General features: G+C 68.9%; 14 protein-coding genes. 5 read left to right on the top strand and 9 right to left on the bottom strand.

The features are described from left to right. Positions 1-45 precede the first annotated feature (45 nt). The 3 genes from modA (at position 46) to modC (ending at position 2,667) form a co-directional block, all read left to right on the top strand. Positions 46-807 (top strand): molybdate ABC transporter substrate-binding protein, encoded by a 762-nt coding sequence (modA, locus tag BA022_RS01395; protein WP_088886329.1) that lies wholly within the window; start codon positions 46-48, stop codon positions 805-807. 91 nt (positions 808-898) lie between these two features. After that, positions 899-1,582: a molybdate ABC transporter permease subunit gene (gene modB, locus BA022_RS01390; protein WP_047349501.1), complete on the top strand. Its 684-nt coding sequence runs from the start codon at positions 899-901 to the stop codon at positions 1,580-1,582. Between the two features lie 8 nt (positions 1,583-1,590). Continuing rightward, a complete protein-coding gene (gene modC, locus BA022_RS01385) occupies positions 1,591-2,667 on the top strand; it encodes a molybdenum ABC transporter ATP-binding protein (RefSeq protein ID WP_088888481.1) in 1,077 nt (358 codons plus the stop codon). A gap of 124 nt (positions 2,668-2,791) precedes the next feature. Here modC and BA022_RS01380 read toward each other — a convergent pair whose 3' ends face one another. Genes BA022_RS01380 through BA022_RS01365 form a run of 4 tightly spaced genes read right to left on the bottom strand, consistent with a single transcriptional unit; the run spans position 2,792 to position 5,987 of the window. Then, positions 2,792-3,646: a molybdate ABC transporter substrate-binding protein gene (locus BA022_RS01380; RefSeq protein WP_088886328.1), complete on the bottom strand. Its 855-nt coding sequence runs from the start codon at positions 3,644-3,646 to the stop codon at positions 2,792-2,794. A gap of 9 nt (positions 3,647-3,655) precedes the next feature. Further along, positions 3,656-4,480, bottom strand: coding sequence for an ABC transporter substrate-binding protein (locus BA022_RS01375; RefSeq protein ID WP_088886327.1), 825 nt, complete (start codon positions 4,478-4,480; stop codon positions 3,656-3,658). Continuing rightward, complete coding sequence (locus BA022_RS01370; protein WP_088886326.1) at positions 4,477-5,253, bottom strand: ABC transporter ATP-binding protein; 777 nt, start codon at positions 5,251-5,253, stop codon at positions 4,477-4,479. The genes BA022_RS01375 and BA022_RS01370 overlap by 4 nt, the downstream gene beginning before the upstream one ends. Next, positions 5,250-5,987: an ABC transporter permease gene (locus tag BA022_RS01365; RefSeq protein ID WP_011806253.1), complete on the bottom strand. Its 738-nt coding sequence runs from the start codon at positions 5,985-5,987 to the stop codon at positions 5,250-5,252. Before BA022_RS01365 ends, BA022_RS01370 begins: the two co-directional genes overlap by 4 nt. Before the next feature lie 50 nt (positions 5,988-6,037). Between BA022_RS01365 and BA022_RS01360 the strand changes: the two genes are divergently transcribed. Next, complete coding sequence (locus BA022_RS01360; protein ID WP_011806254.1) at positions 6,038-7,159, top strand: substrate-binding domain-containing protein; 1,122 nt, start codon at positions 6,038-6,040, stop codon at positions 7,157-7,159. 36 nt (positions 7,160-7,195) lie between these two features. On the opposite strand, the gene BA022_RS01355 is transcribed toward BA022_RS01360, so the two are convergent. The 3 genes from BA022_RS01355 to BA022_RS01345 all read right to left on the bottom strand — a co-directional run bounded on the left by BA022_RS01355 (position 7,196) and on the right by BA022_RS01345 (position 11,017). Beyond that, the gene (locus BA022_RS01355) at positions 7,196-9,157 is read right to left on the bottom strand and encodes a TRAP transporter large permease (protein ID WP_088886325.1); all 1,962 of its coding nucleotides are present in this window, start codon (positions 9,155-9,157) and stop codon (positions 7,196-7,198) included. Next, the gene (locus tag BA022_RS01350) at positions 9,154-9,774 is read right to left on the bottom strand and encodes a TRAP transporter small permease subunit (protein WP_011806256.1); all 621 of its coding nucleotides are present in this window, start codon (positions 9,772-9,774) and stop codon (positions 9,154-9,156) included. The genes BA022_RS01355 and BA022_RS01350 overlap by 4 nt, the downstream gene beginning before the upstream one ends. 127 nt (positions 9,775-9,901) lie before the next feature. Then, positions 9,902-11,017 (bottom strand): TRAP transporter substrate-binding protein, encoded by a 1,116-nt coding sequence (locus tag BA022_RS01345; protein ID WP_011806257.1) that lies wholly within the window; start codon positions 11,015-11,017, stop codon positions 9,902-9,904. Between the two features lie 432 nt (positions 11,018-11,449). Here BA022_RS01345 and BA022_RS01340 point away from each other — a divergent pair, with 432 nt between their 5' ends. Further along, positions 11,450-12,502, top strand: coding sequence for an Ldh family oxidoreductase (locus BA022_RS01340; RefSeq protein ID WP_088886324.1), 1,053 nt, complete (start codon positions 11,450-11,452; stop codon positions 12,500-12,502). A gap of 94 nt (positions 12,503-12,596) precedes the next feature. On the opposite strand, the gene BA022_RS01335 is transcribed toward BA022_RS01340, so the two are convergent. Next, positions 12,597-13,814 carry a multidrug effflux MFS transporter gene (locus BA022_RS01335; protein ID WP_088886323.1) on the bottom strand — a complete coding sequence of 406 codons (1,218 nt, stop codon included), beginning with the start codon at positions 13,812-13,814 and terminating at the stop codon, positions 12,597-12,599. A gap of 59 nt (positions 13,815-13,873) precedes the next feature. After that, positions 13,874-15,520, bottom strand: coding sequence for an acyl-CoA synthetase (locus tag BA022_RS01330; protein ID WP_088886322.1), 1,647 nt, complete (start codon positions 15,518-15,520; stop codon positions 13,874-13,876). Positions 15,521-15,536: the final 16 nt, after the last annotated feature.

Below are 15,536 nucleotides of genomic sequence, written 5' to 3'. Positions count from 1 at the left end.
AGCTATACTTCCCGCTATTCACAAATGGAATAACGAGGTCCTCTCATGTCCGGTTTCCCTGTCCGCTCCATCCTGTGGTCCGCTCTGGCTGCCGCTGCCCTGCTGCCGTCAGCGCACGCGGGTGAGGTATCGGTGGCCGTGGCCGCCAACTTCACCGCGCCCATGCAACGGATCGCCGCGCAGTTCGAGCAGGACACGGGCCACAAGGCCGTGCTGTCTTTTGGCGCCACGGGCAAGTTCTACGCGCAAATCGCCAACGGCGCACCGTTCGGGGTGCTGCTGGCGGCCGACGACGCCACGCCGCAGAAGATCGCCCGCGAGGGCCTGGGTAACGGCGCCACGCGCTTCACCTACGCCATCGGCCGGCTGGTGCTGTGGAGCAAGCAGCCCGGCTATGTGGATGCCGAAGGCCAGGTGCTGCGCACCGGCGACTGGAAGCACATCGCCATCGCCAACCCCAAGCTGGCGCCCTACGGCCTGGCCGCGATGCAGACGCTGGACAAGCTGGGCCTTGCGGCGCAGGTGCAGCCACGCGTGGTCACGGGCGAGAACATCGGCCAGACCTACCAGTTCTCCGCATCGGGCAACGCGCCACTGGGCTTCGTGGCGCTCTCGCAGGTGATGGAGAACGGCCAGTTGCGCGAAGGCTCGGCCTGGGTCGTGCCCGCCACCATGCACGCACCGATCCGCCAGGACGCCATCGTGCTCCAGCGGGGCCAGGGCAACCCCGCGGCCGACGCGCTCATGCAGTACCTGCGCGGCGAGAAAGCGCGCGCCGTCATCCGTGCCTACGGCTATGATTTTTGAAGCGCCTTGCGCATGATGGCGGGGCGTTTCCCAGCCAATCCGACTGACAAACCAGATAAATCAAGCGCCAACAGCTCTTGTTTTCATAGCATTGAACACACCCCTGATCGGCCCTGACGACTGGGCCGCCATCTGGCTCACGCTGCAGCTGGCCAGCGTCACCACCGTGCTGCTGCTGGTGCTGTGCACACCGCTGGCCTGGTGGCTGGCCCACACGCGCTCGCGCTGGCGCGGCCCCGTGGGGGCCGTGGTGGCGCTGCCGCTGGTACTGCCGCCCACGGTGATCGGCTTCTATCTGCTGGTGAGCATGGGGCCAGGCGGCGCCATCGGGCAGCTGACCGAGGCGCTGGGCCTGGGACGGCTGCCGTTCACCTTCCCGGGGCTGGTCGTCGGCTCCCTCGTGTATTCGCTGCCGTTCGCCGTGCAGCCGCTGCAGCGCGCCTTCGAAGCGCTGGGCCGCCGGCCGTTGGAGGTGGCGGCCACGCTGGGCGCCAGCCCGCTGGATCGGTTCTTCAGTGTCGCCCTGCCCTTGGCGCGCCCCGGTTTCGTGACGGCCGCCATCCTGAGCTTTGCGCACACGGTGGGCGAATTCGGCGTGGTGCTCATGCTGGGCGGCAACATCCCCGGGGTGACGCGCGTGGTGTCGGTGCAGATCTACGACCATGTGGAAGCCCTGGAGTACGCCCAGGCGCACTGGCTCGCCGGCGGCATGGTAGCGTTCTCGTTCATCGTGCTCATGCTGCTGCACTGGCTGCAGCCCAGGGGGGGGCGATGACGGGCGCAATGAACGGCATTCACGCCCGGCTGTCTTTGGCGCGGCCGGACTTCACGCTGGACGTGCAGCTGGCGCTGCCGGGCCATGGCGTGACGGCGCTGTTCGGCCCCTCGGGCTGCGGCAAGACCACCTGCTTGCGCGCGCTGGCGGGGCTGGACCGCGCGCGCGGCAGCGTGCAGGTCAACGGCGAAGTCTGGCAGGACGACGCCACCGGCCAGTGGCGCCCCACGCACCAGCGCGCGCTGGGCTATGTGTTCCAGGAGGCCAGCCTGTTCGCGCACCTGGACGTGCGCCGCAACATGGAATACGGCCTGCGCCGCCAGACGCCCGCACGCCGCCGCGTGTCGCTGGAGCAGGCGGTGGAACTGCTGGGCCTGGGCGCGTTGCTGCAGCGCATGCCCCACACCCTCTCGGGCGGCGAGCGCCAGCGCGTGGCGATTGCGCGGGCTCTCGCCACCAGCCCGCGCGTGCTGCTGATGGACGAGCCCCTGGCTGCACTGGACGCCGCGCGCAAGGCCGAGGTCATGCCCTACCTGGAGCGCCTGCAGCGCAGCCTGGACATTCCCGTGCTCTACGTGAGCCACTCGAGCGACGAGGTGGCCCGGCTGGCCTCCCACTTGGTGCTGCTGCAGGCCGGCCGCGTCACGGCCCAGGGCCCCACGGCCGAGCTGATGGCGCGGCTGGACCTGCCCCTGGCGCACGGCGACGCCGCCGCGGCGCTGGTGCAGGGCCGCGTGCTGGCGCACGACGCGCACGACCAGTTGCTGACCGTGGCCATCGACGGCGGGCAGATTCAGTTGGCCAGCGGCCGCCCGCGCGCCGTGGGCGAGAGCGTGCGTCTGCGCGTGCTGGCGCGCGACGTGAGCCTGGCGCGCACACGCGCGGCGGACAGCAGCATCCTGAACCTGCTGCCCGCGCGCATCACGCAGTTGGCCGACGACGGCCCCGGCCAGGTGCTGGTGGCGCTGGACGTGGCGGGCACCACGCTGCTGGCGCGCATCACGCTGCGCTCTTGCCGCACGCTGGCGCTGGCCGTGGGCGATGAGGTGTTTGCGCAGGTCAAGGGCGTCGCGCTGGTGGACTGAGGCGATCACTCCTGCGGACGCACGGCGCTACACGTCATCTGGGCCAAAAATGCCGCGGCACGCAGGTGCGCCCACCCATCGCCAAGTTCAACGCCCGCGATGGTGAAGCCGTGCCGCCCGCCGCTCAGGGCGCGGCAAATCCCAGGCGCCGCAGCACGCGCTGCGCGGGCTCGGCCATCAGGGTCTGGGCAAAGTCCAGCGCGGCCTGGGGCGCACCGCGACGCACCGTGAGCCCATAAGCCGCAGCCACCTGCAGCTCTGGCGGCACCTGCACCACCTGCAGCGCCGGCACTTCGCGCTGGGCAGAAACGGCGTTGGTGCAGTAGGTCAGAAACACGTCCGCCCGCCCCTCGGCCATGACCCAGGCATAGGTGCCGCGACCGGGTGGCGCCTTGGGCGAGGTGGGCCCGCCGGTCAGTTGCAGCGCCTTGGCCTCCAGCCGCGCAAAGGCGCCGGGGCGTACCTGCTCTGCCCGGCGAAACAGCTCCCAGGCATAGTCGCCCGACGGGTCCGACTGGGGCGTGGAGGTGCCCAGCCGCATGTCGGCGCGCAGCAGCGTGTCCAGCAGGTTGGCCGTGGTCACCGGCACGCCGGGCGCAGCCAGCGCACACAGGGCATTGCGCGTGAACACCTGCGGCGCGCCCCAATCGCCCGCGCGCGCCAGGCGCTGCGGGTGCTCGGTATCGGCCGAGGCGAATACCATGGCCGGCTCGCCGGACTCGATGCGCTCGCGCAGCAGGCCGGACGCTCCGAAGGTCAATGCCACCTTCTGGCCCGTGCGCACCTCGTGCTCACGCGCAATCTCGGTGAAGGCCTCGCGCAGGCTGCCGGCGGCATAGACGGTCACGTTCGTGGCCGCGCCCATGCCCGCGGACGGCGTGCTTGCACCCATTGCCGTGCCGCCAGGCTGGGCACAACCGCTCAACACGGCAGCCATTGCGGCCACGCCGGCCACGCAGAGCAAGGAACGGCGGTCCATGGCATGGCCTTACGGGTTGGCGTTGGGGAAGAACAGCTGCTCGCCGTTGATCTTGTAGCCGGCGATGGCGCTCTGGCCCGCGGGCGAGACCACCCAGTCCACGAACTTCTGCGCCTCAGCCTGCTTCACATGCGGGTGCTTGGCGGGGTTCACCACCATCACGCCATACTGGTTGAACAGGCGCTTGTCGCCTTCCACCAGCACCGCGAGGTTGTCGCGGTTCTTGAAGTTGAGCCAGGTGCCGCGGTCCGTCAGCGCGTACGCGCCGCTGGAGGCCGCGATGTTCAGCGCCGGGCCCATGCCGCACCCGCATTCCTTGTAGCCGCTGCCCTTCACGCCCTCGGTGGCGATCTTCCAGTAGCGCAGCTCGGCTGCGTGGGTGCCGCTCTTGTCACCGCGCGAGATGAACTCCGCGTTGGCCGCGGCGATCTTCTTGAGTGCGGCGGCGATGTCGTTGCCCTTGGTGCCGGCAGCATCCGCCTTGCCACCCACGAGGATGAAGTCGTTGTACATGACCGGGTAGCGCTTCACGCCCCAGCCGTCGGCCACGAACTTCTCCTCGGCCACCTGGTCGTGCACGAACAGCACGTCGGCGTCGCCGCGGCGCGCCATGTCCAGCGCCTGGCCGGTGCCCACCGCCACCACCTTCACGTCGATACCGGTGGCCTGCTTGAAGGCCGGCAGCAGGTGGGTGAACAGGCCCGACTGCTCGGTCGAGGTGGTCGACGCCATCGTGATGGCCTGTGCCGCAGCGCTGCCATAAGCTACCAAAGCAATAGCTGCTACCGCAGTCTGGGTAAGCGCCAGGGGCCAAAAACGCTTGTAACTCTTCATGCCATTTCTCCTTTGACGAACAGACGGGCGGCCTCGGGCAAGGGGCCGTTGAAAAAATCGTGCACGGGCAGGTCCGCCAGCACGCGCCCGTGCTCCAGGTAGAGCACACGGCTGGCCAGGCGCTTGACCTGTCCCAGGTTGTGGCTGCTGAACAGCATGGTCACAGGCTGATCGGGGCCAGCGCTGCCGTGGCTGGCGGCAAAGTCGGCCATCAGCGATTCGATCTCGCGCTTGGCATGCGGGTCCAGGCTGGCGGTGGGCTCGTCCAGCAGCAGCACGTCGGGCCGCAGGGCCCAGGCGCGCGCAAACGCCAGCCGCTGCTGCTGCCCGCCGGACAAGGTGCGCGCGTTCTGCCGCGCGATGTCCTGCAGCCCCACGCGGTGCAGCGCCACGGCGGCCTGGGCGCAGGCCTCCTGCCAGCGCACCCTGCGCAGCCACAATCCCAGCGCCACGTTGTTCAGAGCGCTGGTGCGCAACACGAAAGGCCGCTGGAACACCATGGCCACGCGCGGCGCGCCGTCGCGGCGCAGCTGCCCCGCGCTGGGGCGCACCAGGCCGTGCAATGCGCGCAGCAGCGTGCTCTTGCCACTGCCGTTGGCACCCACCAGAGCCACGCGCTCGCCGGGCATCACACGCAGATTGATGCCGGCCAGCGCCTGCACCGCGCCGTAGCGCACGGACAGCTCGCGCAGTGCAAACAACGGCGGCTCGATGGTGCAAACGTCGCCCGTGCTCTCCCCCCCGGGGAAGACGGGTGACGGCAGCGCGCTCATGCCCCCACCCCGGCCAGGCCGCCCACGGCGGCACCATCCACGCGTTCACGCCAGCGACGCAGCAGCGCAATGCCCACGTTGAGCAACAACACGACGCCCAGCAGCACGAGGCCCAGCGCCAGCGCCAGCGGCAGGTCGCCCTTGCTGGTCTCCAGCGCGATGGCGGTGGTCATGACGCGCGTGAAGCCGTCGATGTTGCCGCCCACGATCATCACCGCGCCCACCTCCGAGATGGCGCGGCCGAATGCGGCGATCAGCACCGTGAGCAGCGCATAGCGCTCGTCCCAGGCCACCAACAGGGCACGCAACAGGGTGCCGGCGCCCAGCGAGCGCAACTGCTCTCCATGCAGGCGGTCCACGTCCTCGACCACCTGGCGCGTAAGCGCGGTGACCACGGGCAACACCAGCAGCGCCTGCGCCAGCACCATCGCCTTGAAAGAAAACAGCCAGCCCAGGCTGCCCAGCGGGCCGGTGCGCGACAGCAGCAGGTACACGCCCAGGCCCACCACCACCGAGGGCACGGCCAGCAGGGTATTGAGCACCGCGAGCACCGCGTCGCGCCCGGCAAAGCGCGCCACGCCCAGCCATGCGCCCAGCACCACGCCCGCGCCGCAGGCGAGCAGGCAGGCCGTGGCACTCACGGCGAGCGAACGCACGACGATGGTCCACAAGGCGGCATCGGCGGAGGTGATGAGGTGCAGCGCCGTGGCGACGCTCTGGGTCATTGTGGACATGGGTTGGGCTATCGTATGCAGCAATCCAATACCCGGCGATATGAAAACTTGTGCATAGGATCCAACTCCACTACACGCTCGACCGCGACGCGGACGACGCGCTGATCCGCAATCCCCTGCTCGACATGCTGCAGGCCGTGGCGCAGCAGGGCTCCATCTCGGGCGCGGCACGTGCGCTGGACCTGTCGTACCGCCACGTGTGGGGCGCACTCAAGCGCTGGGAAGAACAACTGGGCAGCGAGCTCATCATCTGGGGCAAGGGCCAGTCCGCCCAGCTCAGCGAATTCGGCACCAAGCTGCTGTGGGCCGAGCGCCAGGCACAGGCGCGGCTGGCGCCGCAGATCGAGGCGCTGCGCGCCGATCTGGAGCGCGCGTTTGCCGTGGCGTTCGACGAGCATGCCCATGTGCTTACGCTGTATGCCAGCCACGACGATGCGCTGTCCGTGCTGCGTGCGTTCGCCACCGCGCCCGCCCACGCGGGCCAGGGCGGCGCGCTGCATCTGGACATCCGCTTCACCGGCAGCGTGGACGCGATCCGCGCACTCAACGAAGGGCGGTGCACCATCGCCGGCTTTCACACGCTGGAAGAGCCGGGCATGGATACCCTGGCCGCGCAGACCTACCGCCCCCTGCTGCAGCCGGGGCTGCACAAGGTGATCGGCTTCGCGCGCCGCGCGCAGGGCCTGATCGTGGCGCGCGGCAACCCGCTGGGCCTGACCTCGCTGGCGGACGTGGCACGCACGGGCGCGCGCTTCGTCAACCGCCCGCTGGGCACGGGCACGCGGGTGCTGCTGACCGACCTGCTCGCGCAGGCGGGCCTGGAACCCGCAGAGATCGAGGGCTACGACCGTGATGAGCCCTCGCACGCCGCGCTGGCGCAGGCCATCGCCGCCGGCAGTGCCGACGTGGGCATGGGCATCGAGCTGGCGGCGCGTGCGCGCGGGCTGGACTTCGTGCCGCTGGTGTACGAGCGCTACCACCTGGCCTGTCTGAAGTCTTCACTGGAGCAGCCGGCCACGCGCGCGCTGCGCGAACTGCTGCAGACCCCTGCCTGGCAACGACGCATGGCTGCCATGCCCGGCTATGCGCCCATGCACTGCGGCGAAGTGCTGGCCATGAGCCGCGTGCTGCCGTGGTGGAACTTCACGCGCCGCAGGGCCGCGGCGCGTTGACGCCATGAGGCGGGGACCGCAGTCCCCGGCCCGGCATCACTTGTAGAGCAGTTGCGGCAGCCACAGACCGATCTGCGGCCACACATACAGCAGCACGATCGCCAGCACCTGGATGCCCATGAACGGCAGCATGCCCAGGAAGATCTGGTTGAGCGTCACATGCGGCGGCGCCACGCCCTTCAGGTAGAACGCCGACATGGCCACGGGCGGCGACAGGAAGGCCGTCTGCAGGTTCAGCGCCACCAGCAGGCCGAAGAACAGCGGGTCCACGCCGAAGTGGCTCAGCAGCGGGATGAAGATGGGCATGAAGATCACGATGATCTCCGTCCACTCCAGCGGCCAGCCCAGCAGGAAGATCACCACCTGCGACAGCACCATGAACTCGATCTTGCTCAGGTTCATGGAGAGCACCCACTGCTCGATGAGCTCCTGCCCACCCAACAGCGCGAAGGCCGCGGAGAAGATGGCCGAGCCCACGAACAGCCAGCACACCATGGCCGAGGTCTTGGCCGTGAGGTACACCGACTCGCGCACCACATCCATGCTCAGACGCTTGTAGGCTGCGGCCAGCACGAAGCCGCCGAACGCCCCCATGGCCGCCGCCTCGGTCGGCGTCGCCAGACCGAACACGATGGAGCCCAGCACGGCCATGATCAGTGTCAGCAGCGGGAAGAACGAGCCCAGCAGCATCTTGAAGATTTCCAGCCGCGCGAAGCTCAGGAACAGATAGAAGAGCGCTGTGGCCGCACCCAGCACGCCAAACATGACCCACCACCAGGTGGGCGCGGGTTGCGTGGCGGCCTGGGGCGTGGCACCTGCGGTGGAGCCGGGCGGCTCTCCCACTGCGGATGGGGCGGACTGCGCGGGCTCGGCACCGGGGGGCTCGGCCAGCGCACCACTGTCCGCGCCCGGAGGCTCCTGCAGGCCCGTGGATTCCTGCGGCGGTTCTTGCAGGCCGCCCTCCACCGGCGGCTCCTGCAAGCCAAACTCCGACGCCACCCGGGGCGAGTTGTCGTTGAAGCCGATGGGTTGGATGCCGTACGCCTCCTCCACCGACACCGCGGTGACCGCACGCCAGCTGCTGGTGGCCAGCAGTACGAACAGCAGCCCCGGCATCACCACCAGTGCCAGTTGCCGCAGCACATAGGCCGTGGGTACCTGCGCATTGCGCTTGCCCTTGAGGGCATCCAGCAAGCGCACGGGGGCATATTGCTGCGTCTCGGCGGGCAGCGCGGCGGTCATGGCCGGCAGCACCACCTGCCGTTCCTCGGCCGACAGCGGCGGCGCCCAGGCCGGCTTGAGCTTGGCCATCAGAATCACGTACATCACATACAGGCCCGCCAGCATGATGCCGGGGAAGAAGGCGCCCGCGTACAGCTGCACCACCGATACGCCCGCCGTCGCGCCATACAGGATCAGCAGCACCGACGGCGGAATCAGGATGCCCAGGCAGCCACCCGCCGTGATCGCGCCGGCCGACATGGGCGTGCTGTAGCCCGCGCGCAGCATGGCCGGCAGCGCCAGCAGGCCCATCAGCGTGACCACCGCGCCCACGATGCCCGTGGCGGTGGCAAAGATGGCGCAGGTGATCAGCGTGGCCACGGCCAGCGAACCCGGCACGCGCGCCATGGCCAGGTGCAGGCTCTTGAAAAGCTTTTCGATCAGGTTGGCCCGCTCGACCAGATAGCCCATGAACACGAACAACGGGATGGCGATGAGCACGTCGTTGGCCATGCTCTTGTAAGCCGCCTGCACCATCAGATCCAGCGTGCGCGTGATGTCGCGGTCGTACGCCAGCCAGGTGAAGATCATGCCCATGCCCATGAGCGTGAACGCGGTGGGAAAACCCAGCATGATGGCCACCACCACCAGCGACAGCATCAGCAAGCCCAGGTGGCCGCGCGTGACGGTCTCCACGCCCAGCAGCATCCCGACGGCGCCGGCCACCACCAGCGCCATGATGGCAAAGCCGAACCACAGTTCCTTGCGCATCTTCATGGCTTGCCCCCCTGTGCGGCGGATGCGGGAGCCGGCACCTGCAGGTCGCTGTCGTTCACGTGCACCATCTCCTTGAGCTTCTCGACGTCCACCTCTTCCACGTCCTCGCCGCGCCGGGGCCATGCGCCCTGGCGCAGGCAGATCACGCAGCGCGCGATCTCCGCCAGCCCCTGCAGCAGCAGCACCGCGCCTGCCAGGGGAATCACGAACTTGAAGGGGTACAGCGGCAGCGGCGTGGCGGAGAACGTCTGCTCGCGGATGGCCAGCGATTCCTGCGCATAGGTCCAGCCGGCCCAGGTCATGGCCAGCACGCCCGGCAGGAAGAACAGGATGTAGAGCAGCAGGTCCAGCCCGGCCTGCACGCGCGGGCTGAAGAAGCCGTACAGCACGTCGCCGCGCACGTGGCCGTTCTTGGCCAGGGTGTAGGCGCCGGCCAGCATGAACATGGTGCCGTACAGCATGATCTGTGCGTCCAGCACCCAGGCATGGGGGTTGTTCAGCGCGTAGCGCGAGAAGACCTCCCAGCAGATCAGGGCCGTCAGGCCCACGACGGCCCAGGCCGCCGCCTTGCCGATGAAGGTGGACACGGCATCGATGCCGAGTAAGAGTTTTTGCATGGCTGGAAGAGAACGCTGCGGCCCCGCGGGGCAATGAACGGATACACGCTGGCCCGGGCGGCACCGCCTGCGCGTGCCCCCGGCCCTCGTCAGAATGAAAGGCAGGCCCGCCGGGCCTGCCGCGGCATCAGCTCTTGCGCTGCGCGAAGTAGTGGTTCCAGGCCATCTTGAAGTCGACGTCGGTGTCGTTCTTCCAGCGGCCGCTCCTCTGCGCAAAGGTGCGCATGGAGTCCATCACCTTCTTGAACATGGCGTTCTCTTCGGCTTTCTTGGCCGTGACCTTGTCCCAGGCGGCCAACTGCGCGCGCAGGATGGCGTCCGGCGTCTTGTAGAACTTCACCCCCTGCTTGGATTGCATCTCGGCGTAGTCCTTGGCGTAGCGGTCGGCGGCCTTCCAGCTCATGTCGGCGCTGGCGGCCTGCACGGCGTAGTCGATGACCGCCTTCAGCTCCGACGACAGCGCGTCGTACTTGCTCTTGTTGAACAGCACTTCGAACTGCTCGCTGGACTGGTGGAAGCTGTGCAGCATGCAGTTCTTGGCCACGTCGGGAAAGCCCAGCACGCGGTCGCTGGAGGCGTTGTTGAACTCGGCCGCATCCAGCAGGCCGCGGTCCAGCGCGGGCACGATCTCGCCGCCGGGCAGCGGGTTCACGGCCACGCCCATCTCGGTGAACACGTCCACCGCCAGCCCCACGGTGCGGAACTTCAGGCCCTTGAGGTCTTCCACGCGTGCCACCGGCTTCTTGAACCAGCCCAGCGGCTGCGTGGGCATGGGGCCGTAGAGCTTGGAGACCACGTCCAGGTTCAGGCTCTTGTAGATCTCGTCGAGCAGTTCCTTACCGCCGCCGTAGTAATGCCACGCGAGCACGCCGTTGGCATCCAGGCCAAAGGCCGGGCCCGAGCCCCACAGCGCCACGGCCTGGTTCTTGCCGTACCAGTAGGCCACCACGCCGTGGCCACCGTCCAGCGTGCCCTTGGCCACGGCATCCAGCAACTGGAAGGCCGGCACCACGGCACCCGCGGGCAACACCTCGATCTTCAGGCGGCTGCCCGCCATGTCGTTGATCTTCTTGGCCAGGTCTCCCGCGAACTCGTGAAAGATATCCTTGGCGGGCCAGGTGCTCTGGAATCGGAACACCGTGGTCTGGGCCGTGCTGATCATGGGCACGGACATGGCTCCCGCGGCAACCGCAGCACCCTTGAGTAGGTTTCGGCGGCCTGGGGTCTTGGTCTGCTCTGTCATCTACTTCACTCCTTGATTGGGATGCCTGGACAATCCAGACCCGCATCTTTGGCGGGTTGCAAACGCACGCCAAAGAGGGTTTACGCGAAGCATCGCGCACCCCACCACGGCGTTCCGCCGCTTTTTGCGCAGTGCACACCTGCGCAGCTCCAGCGCACCGCACGTGTGCAATGCCGTGCATATCTGGCGCAGGGCGCTACGAATTGCGAAGCATGGTGGTGGGGTATGGCCCTGCAATTACTGCGGCGCAGCACGCAGGACCCACTCGGCATTTAGCGGCATGCGCACCACACGCGCCCCAGCGGGGCGGATCATGCGAAGATTGAAGCAAAAACACCTTTAACCCCATAGTGGGAGAGCGCGAGAAGCTATGCTTTTGGAAGCAAAGCGCCCCTGCACACCACTTACGCGCCCCACACAGGAGACCTCTGCATGCCCCTTTCTCACACCGCCAGCGGCGACGTCCAGCACGTGCCCTTCGACGATCTGCGCGGCACGCTCGCGCGCATCTTCGAGCGGCACGGCACCAGCGCCGAAGTGGCCGCCGTGCTGGCCCACAACTGCGCCAGCGCCGAACGCGACGGCGCGCACAGCCATGGCGTGTTCCGCATCCCCGGCTACCTGTCGACGTTGGCCAGCGGCTGGGTGGACGGCCGCGCCGTGCCGCGTGTGGAGGATGTGGCGCCCGGTTACCTGGCGGTGGATGCCGGCAATGGCTTCGCCCAACCCGCCTACCGGGCCGCCTATTCGGCGCTGGTGGCCAAAGCGCGCGCGAACGGCGTGGCGCTGCTGGCAATCCGCAACTCGCACCACTTTGCGGCGCTGTGGCCCGACGTGGAGCCGCTGGCTGACGACGGGTTGGTGGCGCTGGCGCTCGTCAACAGCATGGCCTGCGTGGTGCCCAGCGGCGGCACCACGGCGCTCTTCGGCACCAACCCCATCGCCTTCGCCGCGCCCCGCGCGGGCCATGAGCCGCTGGTGTTCGACCTGGCCACCAGCGCCATCGCCCACGGCGACGTACAGATCGCCGCGCGCGAGGGCCGCCTGCTGCCCGACGGCCACGGCGTGGACCGCCACGGCCAGCCCACGAACGACCCACGCGCCATCCTGGACGGCGGCGCGCTGCTGCCTTTCGGCGGCGTGCACAGCAGCTACAAGGGCTCGGCCCTGTCGATGATGGTGGAGCTGCTCGCGGCCGCGCTCACGGGCGGCAACTTCTCGTTCGAGTTCGATTGGAGCGGCCACCCCGGCGCACAGACGCCCTGGACGGGCGAGCTGATCATCGCCATCGACCCGGCCAAGAGCGCGGGCCGCAGCTTTGCGCAGCGTTGCGAAGACCTGGTGCAGGCCATGGCGGCCGCGGGCCAGACGCGCCAGCCCGGCGAGCGCCGCTACCGCCAGCGCGCGCGGTCGCTGAAGGACGGCGTGCCGCTGCCTGCCGCCACCTGGGCCGAGCTGCAGCGCCTCGCCGACGGGCCAATTTAGAAAATTGAATCAAATGAGCCTGCAGCGCCCAATTAATAAGCGTTAACAGCTATTAAAACAATAGCATTCAGAGTTCACTCTGGGAACCGCGCGTCTACTCGCCGCGCGCCCGCTCGCCGCGCGCCCGCTTCTCGCGCCGCAGCGCGAACTGCAGACACCCCTGCCCCACCAGCGCCGCACCCAGCAGCACGCAGGACGAGGCCAGCGCCGGGTTGGAGCCCCAGCCCACCAGCAGGGTGAACAGCGCGCCCAGCGCCATCTGCGCAAAACCGTACAACCCGGCAGCCGCGCCGACGTGGCGCGCATCCACCGTCAGCACCTTGGACAGCGCCGCCGGGCTGGCCATGCCGGCACCCAGCACGAACAGCAGCATCAGCCCCACGGTGGCTTCCAGCGTCAGGTAGCCCAGCAGCTCCAGCGCCAGAAAGACCAGCGCGCAGGCCACGCTCACCGCGTTGCCCCAGACCAGCAGCCAACCCAGCCGCATGCTCAGTGCCAGGCGCCGCGTGAGCGCATTGCCGATCGCCATGCCCACCATCACCACGCCCAGCGCAATGCCCACGTCGCGCAGTGGGTGCCCCAACTGCTCGGTGATGATGAACGGCGCCGCCGCGATGAAGGCATACACCGCCGTGGTCGCGCAACCACCGCCCACCGCATAGGCGACGAAGGTGGGCGAGTGCACGAGCGCGGCGTAGGCGCGTGCCAGCCGACCCGGGCTCACACGGCCCGTGGGCGTACCGGTTTCGGGCACCTTGCGCCAGGAAAGCAGCAGCGTCGCCACACCGGCCAGGGCCAGTGCCACGAACACCGCCCGCCAGCCGCCCAGCGCCACCAGGCCCGAACCCACCAGCGGCGCCATGCCGGGGCCGACCATCATCATCAAGTTGAGCAGTGCCAGGGCGCGCACGGCCTCCACCGGGCCATTGGTGTCGCGCACCATGGCGCGCCCCAGCGCCAGCCCGGCGCAACCGCCCAGCGCCTGGATGAACCGCGCAGCGATCAGGGCCGGTGCGGTCGGCGCCAGCATGGCAGCGATGCTGCCCGCCGCGTACAGCGCCAGCCCGCCCAGCAGCAGGGGACGCCGTCCCAACGCATCGGACAAGGGGCCGTAGACCAGCTGCCCGAGCGCCAGCCCGACGATGTAGATGCTGATCGTGGCTTGCACCGCCGCGGGCCCCACGCCGAGCGCGCGCGCCGCGTCGGGCAACGCGGGCACGAACATGTGCATGGCCAGGGTGCCGCTCAGGGTGATGAGCACCAGCAGCCACAGCGGGGGTGCGCCGGCAGAAGGCGAAGAGGACGCGCGCATCGCGGAAGGTTAGCAGCCAGGCCGTGGCGCTGGCTGCCGCCGCCGGCCCTCGGCGGACGTCAGACGTCGATGGCCGCGGCCGATCCCGCCTGCTTGCGCAGCTCGAACTTCTGGATCTTGCCGGTGCTGGTCTTGGGCAACTCGCCGAACACCACGGCGCGCGGCACCTTGAAGCCGGCCAGGTGCTTCTTGCAATGCGCCACGATGTCCTCAGGCGTGGCCTGCGCGCCCGCCTTCAGCTCCACGAAGGCGCAGGGCGTCTCACCCCACTTGGGGTCGGGCTTGGCGACCACGGCGGCGGCCAGCACGTCGGGGTGGCGGTAGAGCACGTCCTCGACCTCGATGGAGGAGATGTTCTCGCCGCCCGAGATGATGATGTCCTTGCTGCGGTCCTTGATCTTGATGTAGCCGTCGGGGTACTGCACCGCCAGGTCACCACTGTGGAACCAGCCGCCACGGAAGGCCTCCTCGGTGGCCTTGGGGTTCTTCAGGTAGCCCTTCATGGCGATGTTGCCGCGGAACATGATCTCGCCCATGGTCTCGCCGTCGTGCGGCACGGGCTCCATGGTGTCTGGGTTGAGCACCATGGCCGCGCGTTGCAGGTGGTAGCGCACGCCCTGGCGGGCATTGAGGCGCGCACGCTCGCCGATGTCCAGCGCGTCCCAGGCCGCGTGCTTGGCGCAGACGGTGGCCGGGCCGTATACCTCCGTGAGGCCGTACACATGGGTCAGGTCGAACCCCATCTGCTCCATGCCCTCGATCATCGAGGCCGGCGGCGCTGCCCCGGCCACCATGGCCTTCACGCCCGCGGGAACGCCCTCCTTCATCGCCGCAGGCGCGTTGACCAGCAGGCCATGCACGATGGGCGCGCCGCAGTAGTGTGTGACGCCGTGGTTGCGGATGGCGTCGAAGATGGCCTGCGCCTCGACCCGGCGCAGGCACACATTGACGCCCGCGCGCGCCGCCACCGTCCAGGGAAAGCACCAGCCGTTGCAGTGGAACATGGGCAGCGTCCAGAGGTAGACGGCATGCTTGGGCATGTCCCACTCCAGCACGTTGCTGACGGCATTGGTGTGCGCGCCGCGGTGGTGGTAGACCACGCCCTTGGGGTTGCCCGTGGTGCCCGAGGTGTAGTTGAGCGCGATGGCGTCCCACTCGTCGCCGGGCAGTTCCCACGCGAACTGCGCGTCACCCTGCGCCAGGAAGTCCTCGTACGTCAGCGTGCCCAGGCGCTGCGCGGCCGGGCCGTACACGGCGTCTTCCACGTCGATGAGCAGCAGCGGCGCCTGCGACTGGCGCAGCGCCAGCGCCTTGGCCATAACGGGGGCGAATTCGGGGTCCACGATCACCGCCTTGGCCTCGCCGTGGTCCAGCATGAAGGCGATGGTCTCCGGGTCCAGCCGGGTATTCAGCGCATTGAGCACCGCACCCGCCATGGGCACGCCGAAGTGCGCCTCCACCATCGGCGGGGTGTTGGGCAGCATCACGGCCACGGTGTCGTTCTTGCCGATGCCCGCGCGGCGCAGGCTGCTGGCCAGGCGGCGGCAGCGCGCGTAGGTCTGCCCCCAGGTCTGGCGCAGCTCGCCATGCACGATGGCCAGGCGGTCGGGGTAGACCTCGGCCGTGCGTTCGATGAAGGACAGGGGCGACAGCGGCGCATGGTTGGCTTCGGTGCGCGGCAGATTCTGGTCGTACATGCTGGTCACGTGCGGGGCTCCTTTG

This window comes from Diaphorobacter nitroreducens, assembly GCF_002214645.1.
Taxonomy (GTDB): Bacteria; Pseudomonadota; Gammaproteobacteria; order Burkholderiales; family Burkholderiaceae_C; genus Diaphorobacter; species Diaphorobacter nitroreducens.
This window is presented reverse-complemented; position numbering and strand designations above follow the sequence as displayed.

Excerpts from the sequence above, each read along its gene's own strand:
- modA (WP_088886329.1), top strand. The coding sequence starts at position 46 with ATGTCCGGTTTCCCTGTCCGCTCCATCCTGTGGTCCGCTCTGGCTGCC.
- modC (WP_088888481.1), top strand. The coding sequence starts at position 1,591 with ATGAACGGCATTCACGCCCGGCTGTCTTTGGCGCGGCCGGACTTCACG.
- BA022_RS01380 (WP_088886328.1), bottom strand. The coding sequence starts at position 3,646 with ATGGACCGCCGTTCCTTGCTCTGCGTGGCCGGCGTGGCCGCAATGGCT.
- BA022_RS01375 (WP_088886327.1), bottom strand. The coding sequence starts at position 4,480 with ATGAAGAGTTACAAGCGTTTTTGGCCCCTGGCGCTTACCCAGACTGCG.
- BA022_RS01370 (WP_088886326.1), bottom strand. The coding sequence starts at position 5,253 with ATGAGCGCGCTGCCGTCACCCGTCTTCCCCGGGGGGGAGAGCACGGGC.
- BA022_RS01365 (WP_011806253.1), bottom strand. The coding sequence starts at position 5,987 with ATGTCCACAATGACCCAGAGCGTCGCCACGGCGCTGCACCTCATCACC.
- BA022_RS01355 (WP_088886325.1), bottom strand. The coding sequence starts at position 9,157 with ATGAAGATGCGCAAGGAACTGTGGTTCGGCTTTGCCATCATGGCGCTG.
- BA022_RS01350 (WP_011806256.1), bottom strand. The coding sequence starts at position 9,774 with ATGCAAAAACTCTTACTCGGCATCGATGCCGTGTCCACCTTCATCGGC.
- BA022_RS01345 (WP_011806257.1), bottom strand. The coding sequence starts at position 11,017 with ATGACAGAGCAGACCAAGACCCCAGGCCGCCGAAACCTACTCAAGGGT.
- BA022_RS01340 (WP_088886324.1), top strand. The coding sequence starts at position 11,450 with ATGCCCCTTTCTCACACCGCCAGCGGCGACGTCCAGCACGTGCCCTTC.
- BA022_RS01335 (WP_088886323.1), bottom strand. The coding sequence starts at position 13,814 with ATGCGCGCGTCCTCTTCGCCTTCTGCCGGCGCACCCCCGCTGTGGCTG.